The organism is Paenibacillus sp. W2I17, assembly GCF_030815985.1.
GTDB lineage: Bacteria > Bacillota > Bacilli > Paenibacillales > Paenibacillaceae > Paenibacillus.
The window spans coordinates 362848-387255 of sequence record NZ_JAUSXM010000001.1 but is presented as its reverse complement, the minus strand read 5'-3'; the positions used below and the strand labels follow the sequence as shown (position 1 = coordinate 387255).

20 protein-coding genes are annotated in these 24408 nt (G+C 44.6%); 3 read left to right on the top strand and 17 right to left on the bottom strand.

The genetic code is table 11. The annotated features are described in order from the left end of the window. Positions 1-74: 74 nt before the first annotated feature. The 3 genes from QF041_RS01855 to QF041_RS01845 form a co-directional block, all read right to left on the bottom strand. Positions 75-614: a GNAT family N-acetyltransferase gene (locus QF041_RS01855; protein ID WP_221820528.1), complete on the bottom strand. Its 540-nt coding sequence runs from the start codon at positions 612-614 to the stop codon at positions 75-77. After that, on the bottom strand, positions 589-1062 hold the full coding sequence (locus tag QF041_RS01850) for a putative immunity protein (protein WP_307411207.1): 474 nt from the start codon (positions 1060-1062) through the stop codon (positions 589-591). Before QF041_RS01850 ends, QF041_RS01855 begins: the two co-directional genes overlap by 26 nt. Positions 1063-1175: 113 nt before the next feature. Further along, positions 1176-3905 carry an alpha-L-rhamnosidase gene (locus QF041_RS01845; RefSeq protein WP_307411206.1) on the bottom strand — a complete coding sequence of 910 codons (2730 nt, stop codon included), beginning with the start codon at positions 3903-3905 and terminating at the stop codon, positions 1176-1178. A gap of 134 nt (positions 3906-4039) precedes the next feature. Between QF041_RS01845 and QF041_RS01840 the strand changes: the two genes are divergently transcribed. Next, positions 4040-4924 carry an AraC family transcriptional regulator gene (locus QF041_RS01840; RefSeq protein ID WP_307411202.1) on the top strand — a complete coding sequence of 295 codons (885 nt, stop codon included), beginning with the start codon at positions 4040-4042 and terminating at the stop codon, positions 4922-4924. Positions 4925-4933: 9 nt separating this feature from the next. On the opposite strand, the gene QF041_RS01835 is transcribed toward QF041_RS01840, so the two are convergent. The 4 genes from QF041_RS01835 to licT all read right to left on the bottom strand — a co-directional run bounded on the left by QF041_RS01835 (position 4934) and on the right by licT (position 10088). Beyond that, positions 4934-5500, bottom strand: a complete 567-nt coding sequence (locus QF041_RS01835) for a 5' nucleotidase, NT5C type (protein ID WP_036613472.1) — start codon at positions 5498-5500, stop codon at positions 4934-4936. 168 nt (positions 5501-5668) lie between these two features. After that, positions 5669-7132, bottom strand: coding sequence for a glycoside hydrolase family 1 protein (locus QF041_RS01830; protein WP_150365525.1), 1464 nt, complete (start codon positions 7130-7132; stop codon positions 5669-5671). 49 nt (positions 7133-7181) lie between these two features. Next, complete coding sequence (locus QF041_RS01825) at positions 7182-9101, bottom strand: beta-glucoside-specific PTS transporter subunit IIABC (protein ID WP_307411198.1); 1920 nt, start codon at positions 9099-9101, stop codon at positions 7182-7184. Between the two features lie 132 nt (positions 9102-9233). Beyond that, positions 9234-10088, bottom strand: coding sequence for a BglG family transcription antiterminator LicT (licT, locus tag QF041_RS01820; protein WP_036613466.1), 855 nt, complete (start codon positions 10086-10088; stop codon positions 9234-9236). 392 nt (positions 10089-10480) lie between these two features. Here licT and QF041_RS01815 point away from each other — a divergent pair, with 392 nt between their 5' ends. Continuing rightward, positions 10481-10978, top strand: a complete 498-nt coding sequence (locus QF041_RS01815) for a stalk domain-containing protein (protein WP_307411194.1) — start codon at positions 10481-10483, stop codon at positions 10976-10978. 34 nt (positions 10979-11012) lie between these two features. Here the strand turns inward: QF041_RS01815 and QF041_RS01810 are convergent, their stop codons facing one another. From QF041_RS01810 to zwf, 4 genes are all read right to left on the bottom strand, one after another. Then, positions 11013-12116 (bottom strand): metallophosphoesterase, encoded by a 1104-nt coding sequence (locus QF041_RS01810; RefSeq protein WP_307411191.1) that lies wholly within the window; start codon positions 12114-12116, stop codon positions 11013-11015. A 244-nt stretch (positions 12117-12360) separates the two neighbouring features. Beyond that, positions 12361-13764, bottom strand: a complete 1404-nt coding sequence (gndA, locus tag QF041_RS01805) for an NADP-dependent phosphogluconate dehydrogenase (protein WP_307411188.1) — start codon at positions 13762-13764, stop codon at positions 12361-12363. A gap of 76 nt (positions 13765-13840) precedes the next feature. Continuing rightward, entirely contained in the window at positions 13841-14506 is a 666-nt protein-coding gene (gene fsa, locus QF041_RS01800; RefSeq protein WP_076210039.1) for a fructose-6-phosphate aldolase, read from the bottom strand. 36 nt (positions 14507-14542) lie between these two features. Continuing rightward, positions 14543-16066, bottom strand: coding sequence for a glucose-6-phosphate dehydrogenase (zwf, locus tag QF041_RS01795; RefSeq protein WP_307411185.1), 1524 nt, complete (start codon positions 16064-16066; stop codon positions 14543-14545). A 112-nt stretch (positions 16067-16178) separates the two neighbouring features. Here zwf and QF041_RS01790 point away from each other — a divergent pair, with 112 nt between their 5' ends. Next, positions 16179-17063 (top strand): LysR family transcriptional regulator, encoded by an 885-nt coding sequence (locus QF041_RS01790; RefSeq protein ID WP_307411183.1) that lies wholly within the window; start codon positions 16179-16181, stop codon positions 17061-17063. 97 nt (positions 17064-17160) lie between these two features. Here the strand turns inward: QF041_RS01790 and QF041_RS01785 are convergent, their stop codons facing one another. The 6 genes from QF041_RS01785 to QF041_RS01760 form a co-directional block, all read right to left on the bottom strand. Further along, on the bottom strand, positions 17161-19176 hold the full coding sequence (locus tag QF041_RS01785) for a chemotaxis protein CheA (RefSeq protein ID WP_307411180.1): 2016 nt from the start codon (positions 19174-19176) through the stop codon (positions 17161-17163). Positions 19177-19190: 14 nt separating this feature from the next. Continuing rightward, the gene (locus QF041_RS01780) at positions 19191-19616 is read right to left on the bottom strand and encodes a chemotaxis protein CheW (protein ID WP_017687852.1); all 426 of its coding nucleotides are present in this window, start codon (positions 19614-19616) and stop codon (positions 19191-19193) included. A gap of 24 nt (positions 19617-19640) precedes the next feature. Continuing rightward, positions 19641-21230, bottom strand: coding sequence for a methyl-accepting chemotaxis protein (locus QF041_RS01775; protein ID WP_307411175.1), 1590 nt, complete (start codon positions 21228-21230; stop codon positions 19641-19643). A gap of 551 nt (positions 21231-21781) precedes the next feature. After that, complete coding sequence (locus tag QF041_RS01770) at positions 21782-22462, bottom strand: hypothetical protein (protein WP_307411172.1); 681 nt, start codon at positions 22460-22462, stop codon at positions 21782-21784. Positions 22463-22654: 192 nt separating this feature from the next. Then, positions 22655-23236 (bottom strand): cupin domain-containing protein, encoded by a 582-nt coding sequence (locus tag QF041_RS01765; RefSeq protein WP_307411169.1) that lies wholly within the window; start codon positions 23234-23236, stop codon positions 22655-22657. Positions 23237-23374: 138 nt separating this feature from the next. Beyond that, on the bottom strand, positions 23375-24331 hold the full coding sequence (locus QF041_RS01760) for an aldo/keto reductase (protein WP_307411167.1): 957 nt from the start codon (positions 24329-24331) through the stop codon (positions 23375-23377). Positions 24332-24408: the final 77 nt, after the last annotated feature.

The following is a 24408-nucleotide window of genomic DNA, read 5'->3' as shown; positions in this document are numbered from 1 at the left end:
CATTTTAATCAGCACACGAGGGTAATACAATCATAATCCATATTATTTTCGTTATATTACACCATTATTCTGCATTATTCGACATTCTCTATCCAGAATCGTTCAACAACGTTGCCATTGGACTCCACATAGTCTTCATCCCGAATGCCACCATTTCGAAGGATAACCCTTCTGGAAGGCTCATTAACCGCATCGCATACGATCAATACTTTGGTGATTCCAAGCTCTCTCGTTTTCTCCAAAGAAAGCCTGAGAATTTCGGAACCATAGCCACTTTGCCGCTCTCCTGGACGAATACCATATCCAATATGCCCTCCACTGTTGAACAATTTGTCGTTAAGCTCGTGCCTTATATTGACGGCACCCACGATTTGTTGACTCTCCGTGACCAGCCAGTATGTACTGTCTTTGACCCAGCCCTCCGGGATGTCAATCCCTTGTTCATTGCGCTGCAAAAACGCCAACATCTCATCGAACGCATAAGGATCTTTGGAAATGACCCAAGGTACCATCAATTCTCCACTTCTGACCCAGTCTTCATAAAATGCCAAATATGCTTCCTTGTACGACAGTGATGGTTTAATTAATCTAACGTGTTCTTTCCCCATGATCATTACATCCTCCCAACAGATATTGATATTGCCACATTCTCTCTTCCAGGACACGACGTTCTTGCTCTTCTATCAAACAGTCATAAAAGATAGCTTTCACTGCATACGTTGCGGCATGCACCGCATGGCCTTTGACATGGGCCGTTGCAGCTGCGTGTCCCGCCGCACGAGATGCAGCAGAGGCAGCGACATTGTCGGCTTCCCTTGCAGCAGCATGAGCTGCAAAAGCCGCCTTTCGAACATCAACCATGGCAATCTCTCCACGGATCCAACCTCTTCCTGCGGCAATCGCATTACTGGCGCGGAGATCCTCCGTCTTCTTCTCAAATATATACAAGACACGTGCCGCACACTCCGCAGCCCAACAGGCCAATGTATGGTGATTCTGTTGCTTAGCCAAATCCTCTATTTCGCGGCGCAAAGGCGCATCTTTGAATGCAGGTTTTGCCATGGCCATGCTCCTTTCATTGTTCAAATACTACAAATTCACTCTCAGACAAGTTCCAAAAAGGACCTGCGTGTGCAGATCCTCTTCAAGTGTACCTCTTCCCGCTTATTCTATCATTATACAGACTCTGTCAATGTAGCCTCCTGAACATCCTGATCCTTCTTAGCATCTGTGTCTTTGTAAGTGAATTGGTAACTCCCAGATCCAAGTGTGACTTCAACATCGTCTCCAATGTTTTGAATATCCTGAACTCCACTCATCTGATCCAACTGATCCAACGGTTTCCCTTGCTCCAGAACGATCTGTGCACCTGCTCCAGGAAGACGTACCGTACCTCTCGTGTTGGCGGGAATATGCACCCGAATCTCCATTTCACCCTCCGCCAGCCGGTTCCAGCTTGAAGCAACTTGACCATACATCGTCTCCAGACTCGCTTCTACCCAATCCAGTCCAGGTCCGGGTTGCGGCTCGATATGCACCATTCGGAATCCTGGCTGATGTTCATCGGACCGAATGCCGGCAACATAACGATACAACCATTCTCCAATCGCTCCGTACGCATAGTGGTTAAATGAGTTCATACCAGCACTCCAGAGACTGCCATCCTCTTTGATCCCATCCCAATGTTCCCAGACGGTCGTTGCGCCTTGAGTCACCTGATATAACCAGGACGGATAATCCTCTTGAAAAAGTAATGTATATGCCAGGTCGTGAAGACCTGCATCACTCAATACCGGATTCAGATAAGGTGTGCCCACGAAACCTGTAGTAAGATGATTGCCCGCCTCTTTCACGAGTTTTGCCAATTGTCCAACAGCACGAGTTCGAGCAGTGGCGTCCAGTAGGTCAAATTGGAGCGCAAGAACATGTGCTGTTTGCGTAGGAACAGCAATTTTGCCGGCTGGAGTCACGAATTCATTGCGAAACGCATGAACAATGTTTGTATGCAGCTGCTTGTAATATTCAGCATCATCTGTCTTTCCAAGTGCCTCAGCTGCCTTTTGAGTTAACGACACCGAATAGGCATAGAATGCTGTTGCCACATAATCCGTGTCCGTTGCGCCAACATAACTATCAGGCTTGGAGTCCAGTCCCAGCCAATCGCCAAAGTGGAATCCCGTGTTCCACAGGTACGGATTGTCACCCTGCACGTGAATATACTCGATCCACTGTTTCATACTCTCATATTGTTCGGCCAGTAATCTGGCATCCCCATACATCTCATAGATGGTCCAAGGACAGATGACTGCTGCATCCCCCCAAGCGGCGGAGGAATGACTGGTGTCTCCCCACCCTTCTGAGGTGGAACTTCTCAGATCCGGAACGAAGAATGGAATACCGCCATCTTCTCCCTGATCCGCTTCCAGATCCCGCAGCCATTTGGTGAAGAAGGGAGCCGTATTCATCAGGTAGGAGGACGTTCGGACAAACATCTGTGCATCCCCGGTCCATCCGAGCCGTTCATCCCTCTGTGGACAGTCTGTCGGCACATCCAGGAAATTCCCCTTTTGCCCCCACAATATATTGTGATGCAGTTGGTTTACCAGCGGACTGGAGCATGAGAACTGACCTGTTTGCTCCATATTCGAGTGCAGCACTATTCCGGTGAATTCATCCAGACAAACGTGTTCCGGAAAGCCAACCAGCTTCACATAGCGGAACCCTTGGAACGTAAAATGCGGTTCAAAAGTTTCCACGCCATCCCCCTTGCAAGTGTAGCGAATACACTGCTTGGCGGCGCGAAGATTATCGGTGTAGAAGTTGCCTTCATGATCCAATATCTCAGCATGGTGCAGCTCAACCGTCTGACCTGCCTCACCTTGAATGCTGAATCTCACCCATCCCACCATATTCTGCCCCATGTCTATTACACGATCTCCCTGTCGGGTTGTTAACAAAGCGATTGGCTGTAGCTGTTCGACTTGGGTGACGGGTACATTCTCCTGCGCAACGATGATATCTTTCGGATGCTCCAGTACGTTCACGGGTGACCAATTCGTCTGAGATGAATCCGACCAATCGGACTCCATTTGTGCATCATACGTCTCCCCCATATAGATGTCCGACATACGAATGGCACTTGGAGCAGCCGTCCAATCCCCGTTGGATAGAATACATTCCTCTGATCCATCTGCGTATTTCATATGCAGTTCCAGCAGCAATGCGGACGTTGAACCAAATATCTCCCGTTCTTTGTTCCAGCCAAGATACCCTCGGTACCAACCATCTCCCAGATTAGCACCTAAAGTATTCTGTCCATCCTGAAGCAGGTGGGTAACATCATAAGTTTGATATTGTAATCGCTTACGATAAGAGGTCCAGCCAGGTGTAAAATAATCTTCTCCTACTCTTGTGTTGTTCATATGCAACTCGTATAATCCAAGTGCTGTTACATATATTCTGGCAGACGTAATCGCTTGTTTCACATTAAACTGTTTGCGCATACGCGGGCATGACGTATCTCCATCATCTGATGGTTGAGCTGTGATCCATTCTGCTTGCCACTTGTTATGACTATCCATAAGTCCCATCTCGAAATAAGCCGATTCGGACCAGCCTGAATCATTTCCTGCATCATCCCATGCCTGAATCCGGTAATAGTATCGCGTTCGCGGAGAAGGCTGAAAATGGTTTAATTCCACATGTATGGATTGATCCGTACTTATCTCGCCAGAATCCCATGCAATTCCATCAAAATCTTCCGTCAATGACAGCTGAATCTGGTAAGCGGATTGCATGCAGTTCCGACGATCGGATTGCAGCTGCCAGCTTAAACGCGGTGATTTGACATCAAGGCCTATCGGATTGATTCTATACTCACAGCGAAGGTGACTAACGTTGAACATTAGCAGATCGTCCTTTCCATCTTGGCTTCCCATTCGGGGTTACGATATAATTATATCGATCCTGTTGCCCTAAATACCCGGTAATCCAGACTATTTCATCCGGTGATTCAGCCATCTGTGCGAGGAGGTTAATTGTGAATTCATCTGTACAACTCATGAAAAGTGAATACTTCCTGCATAATCATCTACAACTTTTTGTCAATCGTTGCTCTGAAGATTTTGTGCTTCCTTTTCACGCACATGATTTTATTGAGTATAGCTATGTTGCCGAAGGAAAGGGATTTCATCATATCGGTGAAGATGTCATTCCGGTGACAAAGGGGATGCTGTTTGTCATTCCTGTCGGCGTTCCTCATGTCTTCCGTCCTGTGAGCACCAACGTAACCGAGCATCCGTTAATTCTATATAATTGCTTATTTAATGCTGAATTGATCCACACGCTGACAGCAATCATTCAGGAAAAAGAAATCATTCAACATCTGATGGATCTGGAACAAAATCAGGTTCCTTATATATCCGTTGTGGATCACAACGACCGGATTGAAGAACTAATGGTGAAGCTGTACCGTGAATCCTCCGTTCCGGGAATCGGTTCGTCTACCATGTTATACACCTTGGTAAGCCAGTTGGTATTGATGACCTACAGACAACTTTATCAAAAGGAACATGATGAAGAGAATCATTCCACCGGTTTTGATTACATTCTTCATTATCTCAAACAACACGTAAGCAATCGTATTCGGATGTCTGATCTGGTCCGTATATCGGGCTGGAGCGAGAAGCAAATTGGACGAATGTTTCTTCGGCATACTGGACAGACCTTTAGTAGCCACCTGCAACACCTGCGTATACAAAAAAGCTGCGAACTTCTAAAGAGTTCACAGCACAAAGTCAGTCTGATTGCAGAGCTGATTGGATATCGGGATATGGATTCATTCTATGCTGCATTCAAAAAAATAACAGGCGAAACACCTCTCGCCTATCGCAAAAAATCCAGAGCACAGCACTCTGGACAATAAGATTTACTTTCAGACACCGACAACCTGTAACACTTCATCTATGTAAGCCTTGGCCTCTTTCCATGAAGACATCAACGGAAAGTTGTATCGCTCACGCTCCTGTATATTCCACGGATGTGGGATACAAATGACCTTTTTGCCGTCCTCATGCGCTGGAATCAGGTTATGTGCTCCATCATCAATGAGCAGATCGAAACCAAGCAAGTTTTTTCTTTTGCATGTAATAAACTGTTCTGCGGTTATAAAAGGCATGTGCTGCTGGAGCCAGTTCCACTTCTCAACGACTGTTCTTGGTTCTGCTGCCGTTACGACTATGACATCATAAGCATCGTTCAGCTTTCGCATCTCATCTACTACATACTCGTCGTATAATTCCAATTCCTCGAACAGACCCGGCCGACCATAAAATACATCATGCGTGCTCTCTGGATGACGCAAATGGGACGTATCCCAATGAATCATATCCTCATAGCGCAACGGATGGGTCGGGAAGTTGAGGTTGTTGTGATATATAGCCCGCTTGACCAGATGACATATCGTGTCATCCATATCTACAGCAATAATAGGCTTCTTCATGGTTATCCCTCCCCCAATACGATCACAGTATACCATCCAGTATGTTATGTAGTCATCTTTTTTACCTTGAAATACCAATAGCTTTGATGAGAATTCTACCTGATCATATAAAAAAGGCGCCCCGGCGCCGTAATACCAGCTACGCCCGGAGTGCCTTTATAGATTAATCTATTCCAAGTTCTCGCCATTCGAGGCAATGACTTTTTGGTACCAGCCAAAGCTCTTTTTCTTATAACGATTCAATGTGCCTTGTCCGTTGTCATCCTGATCCACGTAGATCACGCCATAACGTTTGGACATTTCCGAAGTGGATGCACTGATGATATCAATCGCTCCCCAGTTGGTATATCCCATCAGGTCCACACCATCCATAACGGCTTCTTTCATTTGTGTGATATGTTTTCTCAGATAATCAATACGATAATCATCGTTGATGGAACCGTCTGCTTCAACGGTATCTTTGGCGCCAAGGCCGTTCTCTACAACAAACAATGGCAGTTGATATCGGTCATACAGCTCTTTCAATGCCACACGCAGACCGATCGGGTCAAGCTGCCAGCCCCATTCCGTACGCTCCAGATTCGGGTTCTTGATCGTACTGTAGAGGTTGCCTCCAGTTACTCCATATTCCTCTGGGTTCACTGCGGACACCAAGGATGTGTAATAACTGAACGAGATGAAATCAACCGTGTGCTCACGCAGGATCTGCTCGTCCCCCGGTTCCATTGCAATCGTAATCCCGTTCTCTGCCCAGTACCGAGCCATAAACGTTGGATAACTACCACGAACTTGTACATCTGTATGCAGCAGGTTCAGCTGATTATCGATCTGTGCTTGCAGCACATCCTCTGGCTTCGACGTCGCCGGGTAGTGAATCATACGCGCAAGCATACATCCGATCTGGAAGTTCGGGTTAATCTGACGTGCTTTCTCAGTCACCAGGCTGCTGGCTACAAATTGATGATGAAGTGCCTGATAAGAAGCCTGCATCGTGTTCTCAACTCGGTCTTCAATAATACCGCCGCCTGTGAACGGTTCAATAATCGTTGTGTTAATCTCGTTAAACGTCAACCAGTATTTTACTTTGTCCTTGTATCGGGTCATCACCGTTTCCGCATATCTCACAAAATGTCCAATCACTTCGCGACCAGCCCAGCCGTTATATTTGAGGACAAGTGCCATAGGCATCTCATAATGCGAGAGGGTTACAAGTGGTTCGATATCGTATTTCCGGAGTTCATCGAACACTTCGTCATAGAAACGCAGTCCCTCTTCATTTGGCTCGGCATCATAACCATTCGGGAAAATACGCGGCCAGTTGATGGACAGACGGAATGTCTTGAAGCCCAGCTCTGCGAAGAGCGCAATATCTTCTTTGAAACGGTGGTAAAAATCAATCCCGTAACGCTTCGGATAACCTTCCGCACTATGATGTGCCATTGCTTTCTCAACCGTTGCACTGGTAACATGCATCAGTTCTCTAAGGTTGGTGTAGTCCTTTTTCTCAAAATAAGGAACCATGTCGGCCGTCGACCATCCTTTGCCGCCAGCGTCGAATCCACCTTCAGCCTGGTTGGCGGCAATAGCGCCGCCCCATAGAAATCCTTCCGGAAACCCTTGTCGATTAATCATTCGTATCTCTCCTTCTTTTGTTGATATTGTTAGTCCTAAGACGGACAGTTTAGATCTCAGCTTTCAAGACGTCTTCACCCATCGTGATTTCGCCCAATTTCACAGGTAAAACCTGCTTGTAATCAGCCGTATTGGTAACAACCATAGCGGTTGTGATGTCGTATTCTTTTGCAATCTCGGCCAGTTCAAATGTGAGCAACTTGTCTCCAGCCTGTACACGTGCTCCTGTAGCAACATGTGCATCAAAATACTGTCCACGCAGCTTCACCGTGTTAATTCCAACATGAATCAACAATTCCATTCCGTTATCACTGCGGACAACGATCGCATGTTTTGTTTTGAACACATTCATGATGGTACCTGTCACTGGAGATACCAATTCGCCCACCGTTGGAACAAATGCCACACCTTTACCCATCAATTCATCACCAAATGTTGGATCGTTGACTTCTTTGAGCGGGATGGATTTACCTGTCATCGGTGCAACAGCTACTGCATCACTCGTTGGTGTTGGATCGCCCATGTCGTCTACATTTACGGTTGCAGCGTCATTGGAAGTTACTTTCGCTGGAGCTGTAGAAGCACCCGGTGAGAATTGAGCTAACGCCTCTGCGTCTCCTTCTTCTTCTTTGATACCAAATATCGTAGACATGATTGCACCCACGATAAAGGCCAAAATCATACCCCCAAAGGAATACCAGAAGGTCTGTCCAATCAGGGAAGGAAGTCCTGGGAGACCACCGTTACCCGCAAGTACATACGCTTTTGCGCCAAAAGCAAGGGCGAATCCGCCACCTACTGCACTACCAATCATGGCTGCGGCAAATGGTTTTTTGTATTTCATGTTAACCCCGTACATAGCCGGCTCCGTTACACCCATGAGTGCGGTGAAGCTCGTTGACAATGCCACGGTTTTGAGTTTTTTATCTTTTGCCCGGAAGAATACGCCGAGTGTTGCACCAGCCTGACCCATATTGGAGATAAAGGTTAATGGCAAGAATTTATCAAAGCCCAGTGTAGCGATATTACTCAGGATGATCGGCACAAGTGCATAGTGCATTCCTATCATAATAATGAGCGCCATCGCGCCGCCAAGAACAATACCTGCAATCAATCCGCCTTCATTCAGCAGCCAGTTGATACCGCCAGACAATCCGCTACCTACAAATGTACCCAATGGACCGATCGCAATCAGCGTTACCGGAACCATAACAAGTAAGGTAATCAGCGGCACAAGCAGCAGCTTGAGTGCAGCAGGGATAACACGGTCAACCCATTTCTCAACATAGGACATCAACCATACTGCAAGAAGAATCGGGATAACCGATGAAGCATAACTTACAGCCGTAACCGGGATTCCCAAGAATCCAACAGATTCACCGCTAGATAACAATGCTGTCATGTCTGGATACATGAGTGCTGTACCTAGTGCGATCGCAACAAACGGGTTACTGCCGAATTTACGAGCAGCGCTGACTGCAATCAGTAAAGGCAGGTAATGGAATACGCCGTCACCGATGGCTGAAAGAATACGATACGTATCCGTTCCGGCAGACATCCAACCTACGGACACGAATAGTGCAAGTAATCCTTTGAGCATACCTGCCGCAGTAATCGCTGGAAGCATCGGGGCAAAGACACCTGCGATTGTTTCAAAAATTTTCAGCACGACATTTTGTTTTTTATCCGACTTTGGCTCTTTCTTTTCTGTAGTTTGCTGGATTGCCGGATTTTCCTTCACCATGGCATCGAACACTTTTGCCACATCATTACCGATAATGACTTGGAATTGGTCGCCGGAAATATTCGTTCCCATGACCTTATCCAGTTTCTTAAGTGAGCCGTTATCAACTTTCTCGTTGTCTTTCAGATCAAAGCGCAAACGTGTGACGCAGTGATAAACTGAGTTAATATTGTTTGTTCCCCCAACGGCTTTAATGATTTCCTGCGCCGTTTCCTGATGTTTCATGATGTTTTCCTCCTCATTTTTCCAATAAAAAATACCCGAACGAATCTAGCGCATATGGATGGCGCCATCTCATTCGGGTATTGCCTGATTGAACAGTAACAAGCCCATAGGATATCCAGTTGTAATTTGATTCTATTGCGTGGACTTTTCGTCCCGCTTGGTTTTCATCAAACGTTCCAGATGGAGCGTTAGATATAACTGCTCAGAGTGAGTCATGTCATATTGATAGTTCTTATGGATAAAAGTCTCGATCTTGCCAATACATTTAAATGTCTCCGGATAGTTTTTCCGAACCACTTCATATAAATACTCCTCAGCATCATCATGTGAAGAATGGGTAATGACACGCTGACAGAAATATTTCAAATGGGTGATGAAGCGGAAATAATTGACGCTATCTTCATCCAATTCGACGTTGAAGTGATATTTGATGATATTCATGATCTCCTGCAACAGCTGCATCAGATGGGTGACATCGTTCATGGAATCATTGACTTCCGCATTGATGAAATGTAATGCAATATTACAGATTTCATCTTTGGGAAACTCAATATCCAGTCTTTCCTTCAGCAAGGTCAGTGCTTCTCTGGCTACATCATACTCCGCCTTATAGAAGTGCTGAACTTCCCAAGAAAGTGGATTACGAGTAATCATTCCTTTTTCCAAGCGCTGAACAGCAAAGTGAATGTGATCAGACAGGGAGACATAGATCCCGTCACTGATGGTTTTGTTCAATTGCGTTCGTGCCAGTGTCACAATATCATCTGTTGCCTGCAGAATCTCAATCGGCACTTCAGCTACGATGGATTTGAATTTCTCATAGATCGATGCATCCTGAAGACGAAATACCTTCTCAATCCGCTCTTCATCAATCTCATCGCCTGCTTTGAACTTAAATCCGATACCCCGGCCGAGGATCAGTAGTTCCTGATTTTTGTCATCCACGGTACTGACAATATTGTTATTAAATATCTGTTTAATAATCATTATGGACCCACCTGGTTTTTTTTGAGGAATAAAAAAGGGCAAAACCAAAACAGAAATAATAAAATCATTTCCATAGTGGTTTTGCCCGCATTACCGGTAACAAGCCTCGGATATAATTTATCATAACCTGAAAACGGTGTCAACCCAAAAATACTACTATTGCTATTCCACTTCATTCCCTTACATGAGTCTTTTCCCTAAGCTTCCACGTTTAAGGGTGCATATGCTTTAGTATTCACATTTTGGAGCAGATTCAAACGAAATATTCCCAACGACTCATCGCTTGAATTGAATGAGATTATAACTAAAGTAAATGTTTTGAAGGATTTTTCACCTTAAATAGAGAAATGATTTAATTGTAGGAAGTAATTTTAGATAAAGGGGATTTATTCGTGAGGGACAAAGTAAAAGGATTACTCATTGGTATCACAATTGGATCAATGCTTACAGGAGTTACAGCTTATGCAGCATCAGGAACGCCAATAAAAGCTTTACTACAGAAAGTAAATATTTATGTAGACGGAACAAAGAAGTTGACAACTAATGCAATAACCTATAACAACACTACATATGTACCAGTTAGAAGTATAAGTACTGCACTCGGTGAGAACGTAGCTTTAAAGTCAAACAATCTGTACATCGGCAAACAACCACAAATTAAATTAACAGTAACTCAAGCGTTTGAACTGTTATATAAAAAAATAAAAAAAGAAATCGAAATGTATAGTCTAACTGTTGATGAGGAACCAAAAGACGGAGATTATTATGTAATGCGTTCATACTCTGACAGAGAAACACATGAAGTAACTTATGGCCTTTACTACATACACATGTACACAGGGGAAGTCTACGAATGGAACTTCAAATCCAAGAAAATGGTAAAACTATAGTTATTAAAAGGCCCTTCTCTCGAAGGGCCTTTCATCATTGCTGGAACGTCACATTAATCTGTACAATCTCCGAACGGCTGCTTGTACGAATTGGAGGTCCCCAGAAGCCAAATCCTGAGGTTACGATGGAGTGCATAGAGCCCTTTTGCAGATAACCCCAATCATTCTCGTAGATCGCTTGTGTGATGAACTGAGCCGGCGCAATCTGTCCACGGTGGGTGTGACCGGATACGACCAGATCTACATTGTTCTGCTCCGCAATATCCAGATCATACGGCTGGTGATCCATCATAAGTACCGGTTGGTTCAAGTCAGTACCTTGCATTAAAGTAGCTACTTCTGCACGATCCTTCTCTGTGCGATCTTTCCGACCAATGAGGGTGATCTTGTTATCCAGAACGATCTTGTCATCGTACAGAACTTGCATGTTGCTCTTCTCCAGCGCAGCAATCAGATCTTCAATCGGACCATCGAACTTATCGTGATTCCCGAGAGAAGCATAAACACCGTATGGGGCCTGGATATCACTGATAATATCGGCAATTCCGCTATTGAGGTACATATCCAGATTGTCATCAATAATATCTCCAGGATACAGCACCAGGTCTGGCTTCAAAGCATTAATCTCCTCCACCATGCGTTTGGCATGTGCAGGGCCAGACAGAAGTCCAAAGTGCATATCGGCAGCCATGACAATGTTGAGCTTGTCTACACCTTCTACTTTTTTATCAATCTGGATATTATATGTTCTGACTACCGGGCTGTAAGCGTTAAAAATTCCATAACCTAATGTGGACACTAATAACACCAGCGTTACGACTCCCGCCCATTTCTGTGTGTGATGTCTTGGAATACGGGTTAATCTCAGCAACCACATCGTGAGGTGAACGACGGGCAGGATCAACAATAACAACGAGAAGATTGCCAGCCAGTAAGAACCGATAATACCGAGGAACGAGATGCTTCCAAATACCCGTGCCAAAATGAAGGAAACGGCAAGGAATACAAGCGCTATAATATAGAACCATCGAAATCTGGCGGACACAACTGGTTTCATCCAACTCCAACCGCTCCAGCCTATGTAGAACACTAATAAACCGTATACGACCAAAAACAATATACCTGCTAATACAAACATGCCCGGTCTAACCTCCACGTCAATAAGTTGTATTCTGAATTTTCATCACGGACACAGGTCCGTCTGACAAGTATAACGTAGTTGATGAGTCAGATCATCTGTTTGCCAAACCCAGATTCGTACATTTTATTACAATTTGATGATATTCAAATTCGAACCAAAACGAGAAAAAGCATTCCCGCAGCTGCCCTGAATAGCTAAATTCAAGGACAACTGCAGGAATGCTATATTTTCGGAATTAAAATTACTCGTTTGTGTCCATCCACTGGAAGTGGAATGAACCTTCTTTGTCCACACGTTTGAATGTGTGAGCACCGAAGTAGTCACGTTGTGCTTGCAGCAGGTTTGCTGGCAGACGCTCTGTACGGTAGCTGTCGTAGTAAGACAGTGCGCTGGAGAATCCAGGTACCGGAATACCTTGTTTAACAGCAGCCGCTATAACTTCACGCCATGCGCCTTGATAAGATTCAACGATGTTTTGGAAGTAAGGATCCAAGAGCAGGTTTTTGAGTTCTGCATCTTTGTCATATGCTTCTTTAATGTTTTGCAAGAACTGCGAACGGATGATGCAGCCGCCACGGAAGATCATGGCAATGTTACCGTATTTCAGATCCCAGCCATATTCATCGGAAGCTGCACGCATTTGTGCAAATCCTTGTGCATAGGATACGATTTTACTTGCAAACAATGCTTTACGTACGTTCTCAATGAACGCTTTTTTGTCGCCAGAGAATGCTTCAGTTGCTGGTCCACTCAGGATTTTGCTAGCTGCTACACGCTCGTCCTTCATCGCAGAGAGGAAACGGGAGAATACGGATTCCGTAATCATGGACAATGGAACGCCGAGATCCAGCGCACTTTGGCTTGTCCATTTACCTGTTCCTTTTTGTCCAGCCGCGTCCAGAATAACGTCAACCATTGGTTTGCCTGTTTCTGGATCGTATTTGGAGAAGATATCTGCAGTGATTTCGATCAGGTAGCTGTCCAGCTCCCCTTGATTCCACTCGGTGAAGATCTCATGCAACTCTTCAACGGAAACGTTCAATACGGATTTGAGCAAGTGATAAGCTTCACCAATCAACTGCATATCTCCGTACTCGATACCGTTATGCACCATTTTCACATAGTGTCCAGCACCGTCTGGTCCGATGTATGTGCTGCAAGCGTCATCGCCAACTTTAGCGGAGATCGCTGTCAGGATCGGTTCTACCAACTGATAAGCACTTTCCTGTCCACCTGGCATGATTGCCGGGCCTTTCAGGGCGCCTTCTTCACCACCGGATACACCTGCTCCGATGAAGCGGAAACCTTTTTCTTCCAGTTCTTTACTGCGACGTTGTGTGTCAGGGAAGTAAGCATTACCTCCATCGATAATAATGTCGCCTTGATCCAGATGAGGAAGCAGTTGCTCGATCGTTGCATCTGTTGCTTTACCTGCTTGCACCATGATCAGAATTTTACGCGGTGACTCCAGGGATTCCACGAATTCTTCAATAGTGAACGCACCTGTCAGGTTTTTACCTTCTGCTTCTTTCAGAAGATCGTTCGTTTTTTCCGGGGAACGGTTAAATACCGATACCGAGAAACCTTTGCTTTCAATATTCAAAGCTAGGTTTTTACCCATTACTGCCAATCCAATAACACCCAATCTGTTTTTTACTCATTATGTCCTCCCAATACTCCATTATTTATATAGTAAGTTAAAACGAATGAATGGTTATAGATTATTGTACTGTTTTTTTCCAGTCCGCTGCAAATTTGTCCATACCTTGATCTGTCAGCGGGTGTTTGGAGATCTGTTCAATGACGGAGAATGGAACAGTAGCAATATGTGCTCCAGCCATCGCAACACGTGTAACGTGATCCGGATGTCTTACAGAAGCAGCAATAATCTGTGCATCCAGGTTATGTGTACGGAATAATTCAGCAACTTTGGCAACCAATTGTACGCCATCTTCGGAGATATCATCAAGACGTCCCAGGAATGGGGATACATATGTCGCACCAGCACGAGCAGCCAGAAGCGCCTGATTCACAGTGAAGATCAACGTTACGTTGGTTTTCACGCCTTTTTTGGTCAAGTAACGGCAAGCTTCAAGTCCTGCAAGTGTCATTGGCAATTTGATCGTAATGTTTTTGTCGCTGTTGTTAATTTTGATCAATTCGTCTGCTTGCGCGATCATTTCTTCAGCAGTAAGGGCATCTGGTGTCACTTCCGCAGAAACGGACTCCACTTCAGGTACCAAACGCAAGATTTCTTCAATACGATCTTCGAATTTCACGCCTTCTTTGGCTACCAAAGATGGGTTTGTTGTTACACCAGACAATACGCCGATTTTGTATGCTTTTTGGATATCTTCCACGTTAGCTGTATCGATAAAAAATTTCATGATTAAATTACCTCCAGATATATTTTTTATTTTGGTTTAGAGATTCGCATTAACCGCCAAGGGTATGCTATTTGTAACTACAGACTCCTGATCCGCCGGCTCATCAAACCACCAGTGGTGACCTTCTTCTTCAAGCATAACATCTGATCCAGCCGGTCCATAGCTACCCGCAGGATACAGGTGAAGTGGCAACAGATTTTCCTGGAATGCATCCAGAATTGGCTGCACCCATGCCCATGACAATTCTACTTCATCCCAGTGGGCAAAGAATGTTGGATCACCCAGCAAAGCATCACGAATCAGATTCTCGTAAGCTTCCGCAAGGTCACCTTTATCCGGAGAAAGATCGATGTGAACCGGTTTGAATTCACCTTTATTCTCAGGGTCACTTGCATTCAGTTGCAATGTCATGCTCTGATCCGGACTCATCTCAATGACGAGCAGGTTTGGCTTGGAACCCTTGTTTTTCAGCACATTTGTCTGTCCTGAAGGTTCTTTGAATTCAATCACGATACGTGTTGATTTCTCCTTCATTCTTTTACCCGTGCGAATGTAAAACGGAACACCACGCCAGAAGAAATCATCAATTTGCAATTTGGCAGCAATGAATGTGTCATTCATCGTATTCTCGGCTACACCCGGTTCAGCAGTATAAGCATTTACCAGTTTACCTTGAATGTTGCCTTCTGCATACTGTCCACGGATGATGTTTGCGCCCACAGTTTGTTTTTGTAACGGCTGGATCGATTCCATAATGTGTTTTTTCTTCAATCCAACTTTTTCGGAAGTACTGTTGTATGGAAGCTGAATCGCCATCATCATGAGCAATTGCAACATATGATTCTGGAACATGTCTCGCACTGCACCAACATGATCATAATAGGATGCACGTTCTTCGACACCTACAGTCTCATTCGCCGTAATTTGCACATTGGAGATGTAACGGTTGTTCCATAACGCCTTCATGATTGGGTTACTCTGATGCAACGTCTCCAGACGCTGTACCATCGGTTTGCCCAAATAGTGGTCAATCCGATAAATCTCTTCCTCCGTGAACGATTCGCTTAATTTGCGATTAAGGTCTCTGGCGGACTGTAGATCGTGACCAAATGGCTTCTCGATGACGAGACGTTTCCAGCCCTCTGTGGAACCCAGCCCACTTTCTTGAATGTTCTCGGCAATCGGTTCGAAGAATTCCGGACCAACCGAGAGATAAAACAAGCGATTGGACGGAATGCCAAGCTCAGCTTCTCTTTGTTCAACTAATCCCAACAGCTTTATATAATCTTCCTTATGGCTTATATTCAATACACTGTAGCGGAAAGCTTTCACAAATGACTTCACAACTTCAGGATCAGCTTGGCGTCTGGAAAATTCATTTAATGATTTTTCCACTTGTGCCTGAAAGAATTCATCAGACCACTCTCTACGCCCCAGACCAATCAATGAGAAGGTTTCAGGAAGCTTCTGCTCAAGATATAAGTTATATAAGGCAGGATATATTTTTCTTTTGGCTAAATCGCCAGTAGCACCAAATAAAACAATGGTAGTTGGTTCCATCTCACCGTTCTCCTTCCAAGTAACTCTGGTTTCTTTGTTGTAGTTACACTATAATACGTTTTATAGCTATACAAGTAATTAATATATTTCACAGGAGCTATAGACCACATCTATGACAACAAATTACGAACTATATAAAGTCTTTTATTGGGCCGCCAAAACGGGAAGTTTGACACAGGCTGCGAAAGCACTGTATATCACTCAACCCAGCGTCAGTCATGCCATTAAGCAATTGGAAGAGAGCTTTGGTCTCACCTTGTTTTATCGAAATTCCAAGGGTGTAGCGTTGACACAGGAAGGTGCCAGTCTATACTCCTATATTGAACAATCCCAGATTCTGATCTCACTTGCGGAAGAAAAAATGGCCGCATTGAAGAATCTCGACAATGGTGAACTCCGGATTGGTGGCAGTGACTCCCTGTTCAAGCATTACATGCTGGCGTATCTAGAGGAATTCCACACCTTGTACCCTAACATCAAGCTACATCTGAGTCATGGAACCACGCCGGAAGTGATTACCTTTCTGAAAGAAGGCAAGATCGATCTTGGTGTTGTTCGGATGCCCATTGTTGATCCACAGCTAGAAGTCAAGGAAAGTATTCAGTTGAAGGACTGTTTTGTAGCTGGGGAACGTTATGCTCAGTTGAAGGGTAAAGTCATGACACTTGAGATGCTTCTGGAGCATCAACTGATCCTCTTCTCCCGGAACAGCCGTGTTCGGATGGCTATAACCGAGTTGTTTAACAGCTATAATTACACGTTGAAACCTGAGATTGAGGTTGGTAGCGTTGATCTGTTGATTGAGTTTGCGCGTCGAGGACTGGGAATTTCCTATGTCACACGTGAGTTCATCTCCAAAGAGCTGGAGGAAGGTTCTCTCTTCGAAATTCAGCTGGATGTCCCGCTCCCCCCTTCCCATGTGGGGATTATGACCAAACGCAATATGCCGATTTCTCTGGCTGCCAACCGGTTTATGGATCTCATTTTCAAATCCTGAGTGGTCACAATCTCAAAAGGTACAACAAAGAGCCCCACCGTCCAGTTATGGATGATGAGGCTCTTTGGCCTGCATAATGTTTGTGTTTATCTAACGATTAAAGACTCACCAAATAGGACGCGTCCAATATAAGGGCAACCTTACCATTACCGAGAATCGTTGCGCCAGAAAGATGGTTCATCGCTCCCAGATACGTACCGAGCGTCTTAATAACGACTTCCTGATTTCCTATAATCTCATCTACTGCGTATGCTGCAATTTTATCAACGGAACGCACGATCACCAAAGGAATGATTTTGGATTTACGGTCCGTTCGTGGATAGTTGAGCCTGTCGCACAGTCGGTGAAAAGGTACAATTCGTCCATGATTCAGGATCGCTTGTTGCCCCTGGATCATCTGAATATCTTCAGGTGAAATTCGAACAATCTCAGCAACATTATACATCGGCAAGATCAGAACACGACCCGATACTTTGACTAACAGACCTTTAATAATCGCCAGTGTGAGTGGTAGACGAATCGTGAACGTGGTGCCCACACCAACCTCCGTATCAATATCAATGATGCCGTTAAGCCGCCCGATCTGGCTACGCACGATATCCATTCCAACGCCGCGCCCCGATACTTCACTGACTGAAGAAGCTGTGGAGAAACCGGGCTCAAATATAAGATGGACAGCTTCCTGTGTTGTTAGGCGTGCAGCCTGTTCCTCACTAATGATACCTTTGCCCAAGGCGGAAGCTTTGATCTTCTCACCATCGATGCCTTTGCCATCATCCGAATAACGAATGACAACATGATTTTCTTCATGAAACGAAGTTAATGTAATACGTCCTTTGGACGGCTTATCGTTCTCCGCCCGAACCTCTGCACTTTCAATGCCATGGTCAGCACTGTTGCGGATGAGATGGATCAGCGGGTCACTCAATTCTTCAATAATCATCCGGTCAAGCTCAGTCTCTCCACCCTGAATAACCAGTTCCAGATCCTTACCCAGCTTCTGTGATAGGTCACGAACCAATCTCGGGAAGCGACTGAATAGTTGATCAATGGGTAACATCCGTGTCTTCATTACACCTTCTTGGAGTTCCTTAATCACCCTGCCCATATGATCGGATACACCACTAATGCTCCGGATGAGTGTTGAAGACTCCTTACGCGCACCCGATCCACTCAGATCTGCAAGGGATGTCTGATCAATTAACAGTTCACCGACCAAATTCATCAAATGGTCCAGACGTTCAACACTCACACGAACTGTAGGTTGAGCAGCTTTCAATTTCTCATCCGGGCCAGTTGTATTCACGGTAGGCAAGTTTTGTTTCGTTTGCACTGTTTCAGAGATTAATTCAAGTGGTGCAGAAGTCGCTGCAACCTCATTGGATTCCAACAGATATGGTTCAATCTCCAGCATATGAATATCCGAGTCTGAAGACAGCTCTGCCTTAAGCTGCTGTGGGTCCTTCGACGTTGCTACGATGATGATGAACTGACCATAATGATCATCTTCATTCTGCGCGCCCGGTTGGCTCTCCATAAGCGAAGTAGCGACAACCGTACCACAGATGTCCTCAATACGTTGTCGTAAAATATGATATCTGGCCGCTTTCATCATGCACTTCTGCTCCAGCACAACATGAATGGACAATAACTGCTTGCCTGACACAATAGCTACCTGTGCCATAATCGACTCTGCTGGTTGCAATTGAGGTGTTTTAAGTTGCCCGACTACTGCCGGGGTCTGAATTAAATCCTTTATTTCTTGTACTACCGCTCGAAAGTCTGCATAGGCTTCCCCACGGATGTACTGATCACGAAGCACCTTCATGGCGTCCAAAGAGCGGAACAACGTATCAATCAGCTCCGAAGTCATTTCAGGTTTTTTCTCCCGGACCCATTCAAGGGCATACTCCACTTCATGCGTGAGGTCGCTTAATTCACGGAAATCCATTGTGGATGCCGATCCCTTGATGGTGTGGGCTGCCCGAAACAGCGTCTGAACCAGTTCTACAGAAGGCGAAAGCTCCAATGCCAGTAAAGACTGATCCATACGTTCCAGTTGATCATTCAGTTCTTCGATAAAGATGTCACGGTAGGCGGACAAATCCATCATTCGTATATACCTCCCTAACCGCCCAATATTTCGTCCAGTTTCAAAATGCCCACAAGCTTGTCTTCCTGTTGACCCACACCATGGAATAAACCTTCACGGTTACGACCATATCCGCCGGTTGGCGGATGTATTTCGGAATATGTGGTTACCTTGTTCACACGATCCACGATCAAGCCAATATATTCTTCCTGATGTCGAACTACGATAATTCGAGTTGCTCTAGTGTCCGGTTCATCCGGCATACCCAGCAGGTTCCGCAGACTCATCACACATACAACCTTGCCACGCAAATTAACTACCCCTTTGATCTCTGGGCGGCTGAATGGGATATCTGTAATGCTGAGCATTTTAATAATTTCGTGAATTTCTTCGATTCGAATGGCGCAGGTCTCTGCACCTACAGACAGTTCAATATATTGTTCCTTCTGAAGTGAAGACATCAATTCACCCTCAATTCAATTGGTTTATTGGGTTTTGAAGGCAGCTGCCGAATTCGCCAGTTCTTCCGCCAGATGTGCCAGAGACTGGCATGTTGCCGCTGTCTCTTCAGACGCTGCTGCGGATTCCTCACTGGAAGCCGAGATGGATTCAACAGAGCTCATCACCTCTGCGGCTTGGGCTGCTTCTTCTTCACATGCAGCAGCAATTTCGTTTACTTTCTGTGAAGAGTTATTGACCATATCAATGATCTGATCAAACGCCTGTCCAGTCATGGAAGACTGCTCAACACTGGCTGCTACGGCTTGCACACTTTGTCTCGTATTTTCCTGCATTGCTTTGATGATGGCTGTAATTTCTTTGGTCGCCTCGCCACTTCGTTCGGCAAGCTTCCGGACTTCATCTGCTACTACGGCGAATCCTCGTCCTTGTTCTCCGGCACGTGCCGCTTCAATTGCAGCATTCAGCGCGAGCAAATTGGTCTGCTCAGCGATATCGTCAATCACTTCAATGATGTCACCGATTTTACGAGAATCATCTTCAAGCTTGGTCATTTTTGTATTAACAGCTTGCATACCTTCCAATGAAGTCTGTACAACATGTCCACCTTCACGAGCAGCCTTCACCGTATCGTTGGACAGTTCAGCCGCTTCTTCCGCACTTGCAGCGACGGAGTTGATGGCAAGTGAAAGCTCCTTGAACAATTCGGAGATATTTCCCGCCTCACTGGATTGGCTCGTACTGGTGCTCGCAATTTCCTGTGTGCTGGCTGAGATCTGTTCTGAAGAAGCAGCAACACTTTGGGAGTTCATCACGATATTGTTAATTAACTCTTTCAGATTATCGACCATCCGATTCAGTGCCGCGGCTAGTTGACCCACTTCATCTTTGCTGGAGATGTCTGACTTAAGGGTCAGATTTCCGTTGGCAACTTCCGTAGCTATACCCAGCATAGCCATGAGTGGCCTCGAAATGGAGCGAGAGATGATATATCCAATGAAAATACTGAAGAGTACGGACAGAACCACAAGAATTATCGTTACTTTAAATGCTTGTGAATAGGCAGCCTGAGATTGTATATTCGCCTGTTCAGCCAAACTTTCATTAAGGTCGATCAAATTGGTAAGGAGCTCAACAATTTTGTCCCCTTGTGGTTTAAGCTCAATTTCAAGGTAGGTATTAAAGGCACTTTGATCATCTGCGACAGCCAGATTAGTTGCTCGTTCAAACATTGTTAAATATCCTGGATATTCCGCATCAAAATTACGGAGTAACTCTATTTCTTCAGGGGTTGTTGCAAGCGGACGATAGAGGGTCAGGCGATCATTCACACTCTGACGGATCGAAGCGATGTTCTCCGTGATCCGAGTTTTTTCGGTTTCGACGGTTTCGAAGCTTAAATCACGCACGTTCACACGCATTCTTTGATAATCAATCTGAGCAGAGGATAATTCTTTTACAGAGATTAGATTGTTGTTATACATCTCTTGCATTCGTTCATTCGTACTTCTCAATGTTACTACAGAGTAGACGCCAAGCGCCGCAAGGATTATCGACACAACTAAAAACGCTGAGATAATCTTTGTTGCTGTTTTCAAATTCCCAAACCACTTCATGTAATCTCCTCCTAGGCATCGTAGTGTCCAGTTATGTATATAACGCTTGGTAAACCCTTTCTCTAGGTCGCGCTCCAGACAACTTACGATGTATTTCGACATAAATATATTAAAACTGAATAGGAGATTTTTATTTCTATAAATTTGCACTATTATGAATTTTTATTTCAGATATAAAGAATCTTCTTTTTAATATAATTTATACTTTTTACCTATTAATTTTCTTTTTTCTACTTACATATATACGTATAATCAACATTCTGCTTTAACTTACACATACATTCTCCATACAAATTTTCATGTGACATGATCTTCTTATATTTACATAAGAAGTTGTATAGTTCTTACGTCTAACAAATATCATTTTCCATGCGTAAAAATTATGTATTTTGCTGTACACACTCAACATTTCAAGACTTAAGTCTAATAAATGCTTACTCATACTGAGTCCATTTTCCCATAAAAAAAACCAAACCCGAATCAACAAAGTTTGGTTTTGAAGCGAAAAAATATACTTTAAATTAACATAAAACCCGTTTAAAACTAATTACTTATGTGTTATATAACTGCTCCAGTTCAATTAAGCGGTCCTTAATCCTGTGCGGAATAATATCAAACAGATTATCCCACGTCATGAACATCTCCGGTTTTAGTAAATATTCTTCGAACTCCATGGTAGGTATAAACGCTTTGGTCTGCAGATAACGCTCTACCTGAGCATCGATCTGTTCATTCGTTTCAAAATAATCTTGAAACAACTCATTCACAAGTAGCCCATCACATCCAGCTTCGGCACCCGCTGCACTATACAGGTTTGGCAATAACTCAAATACAACCGGAAGTGGTGAGAAAGCATGTTTGCCAGGCTGCGAGTACAGACATACATGATGTCCAACCACATTGACCCGCCCCTTCAACAATCCGCGGAGCACCTTTCCATGAAAACTGGCTTCACAATCTACTACCTCTCCGTCATGACCCACATAAACCCATACATGCTCCATTTCATACAGATGTCCAATCTCATAATCCCACCAGATTGCATATTCAATTACGTATTGTACTGCCTCGGTCGGAAACTTAATATCCCGTCTGAACGATAGTGAAGGCCCAGATTGATGCAACACAGAAATGCCAACAAAATCAGGATAAAAGGGTTCGGCTCTGTCAAACATCAAAATAGGTGCATAACTCATTGCAGTTTCAAGCGTATCCATTTCTGACATGTTCATTTATGAGTCCTCCGTTTTTGTTGGATGTTCATACTATACTAACAGAGAACGTAACACACTGACTCAGGCATTTTGAATTTTTATCATACGATCATTACATCGGCACATCAAAAAAACCTGCAACTGTTATTCTCCAGTTACAGGCTGTGTACTTTGACAATAAATAAGGAAATCTTGAATTAAGATTTCAGCTTAGGAGGGTGACACAGACGTCTTGGAAGGTGAAGTCGATTGATCAGAAACCTGTGTATCACACCCTATTGGGGGGCCTAGAATCGCATCATTTTTAATAGACGCAACAGCTCTCGCATATGCCTCTTCATCCAAACAGTACGCCCGGTGAGCCACCTCCGGCGGTGTAGCTGCCAAGAAATCCGCTCCAAACACAATATCAGGCGTTGGTTGATCAAAGATTGTTAATACATATACATCATCTGTCTCAGCGACAAACCAGTGAAACCAGCCTTTCGGAAATACCACAACCTGACCTGGTTTCAGACGATATGTCAATCGTTCACGCGTAAACGGATTGAAGACTGAAGCTGTAACTTCACCGGTGATGACCACAACCATCTCCGTAACATTGGTGTGCCAGTGCGGCTGCACAATGATTCCTTTGCTTAAGTACACGTTGAAGAAACCATTTGCAATGGTCGGCAGCTGTTCTCCAAACAACTGGGTTACATAGTTGCGTGAATCCCTCTGATAATTGACAACCGCATTGGAATCGGCTGCCAGCGGAACATTCGGGGCTTGTAAAATCGGATTTATCATACGATCATTTCTCCTCCTTGGGCATACATCTCATTGTTGTACTGTATGCCGGAGAATAGAAAGATAATACCGTTGACACATGTTATATATTGTTTTTAATCCTGAACATTAGGTTTCTTAGAATCATGTATAAACGAACTAGACTTGACCAGGGAATCTGCCTCCGGCTGCAATGCCTTGGGGTGATATGTGATCTATCTGGTTCATCTCATCATCCGTAAGCGAAACCTGTAACGCTCCTAAGTTCTCGTGAACTCTTTCCAGGTTGCGAGTCCCCGGGATCGGAACGATATGTTCTCCCTTTCCAAGTAACCAGGCCAGAGCAAGTTGAGAGACCGTGCATCCTTTTTGCTTAGCCATCTCTTGGATCAATCCAACAACCTCCAGATTTTTCTGAAAGTTCTCACCTTGGAAACGCGGATAGTGACGACGATAATCATCTTCCGGGAGATCGTCTATAGAACGGATCTGACCTGTCAGGAAACCACGTCCCAATGGGCTGTATGGAACCAAGCCAATGTTCAATTCATGCAGGACAGGCATAATCTCATCCTCAAGCTCTCGACTCCATAATGAATATTCGGTCTGCAACGCTGTAATCGGATGAACAGCATGTGCACGCCGAATGATCTCTACTGGCGCTTCGGACAAACCAATATATCGAATCTTCCCCTGTTGAACCAGATCGGCAAGTGTGCCTACCGTCTCTTCAATGGGTGTATTCGGATCAGGACGATGTTGATAATAGAGATCGATATAATCCATTCCCAGGTTGTAGAGACTCGCATCTACTGACTTTTTGATGTAGGCTGGATCTCCCTTGGGACCCTGCGTGTGTGTTATACCAAATTTGGTGGCAATGATTGCCTTGGATCTTCGACCTTGAAGCGCGCGTCCAAGCAGCTTTTCATTCCCTCCAAATCGCTGTTTTTCATACTCTCCGTACAGGTCCGCCGTATCAAACATGGTAACTCCTGCATCCAGCGCACCCTGAATGGTATGTACCGATTCGTCATTATCCGGCATCATCATCACACCCAGGCCAAGCGCAGATATTCGTAATTTATCATTTCCCAGTGTTCTTGTTATGAGCATGAGGCTCCCTCTTTTCATCTTGAAATAGAAACGTTAACTAGAAACGTATGAACTTGAGTTCATTCTATTTCACTCCC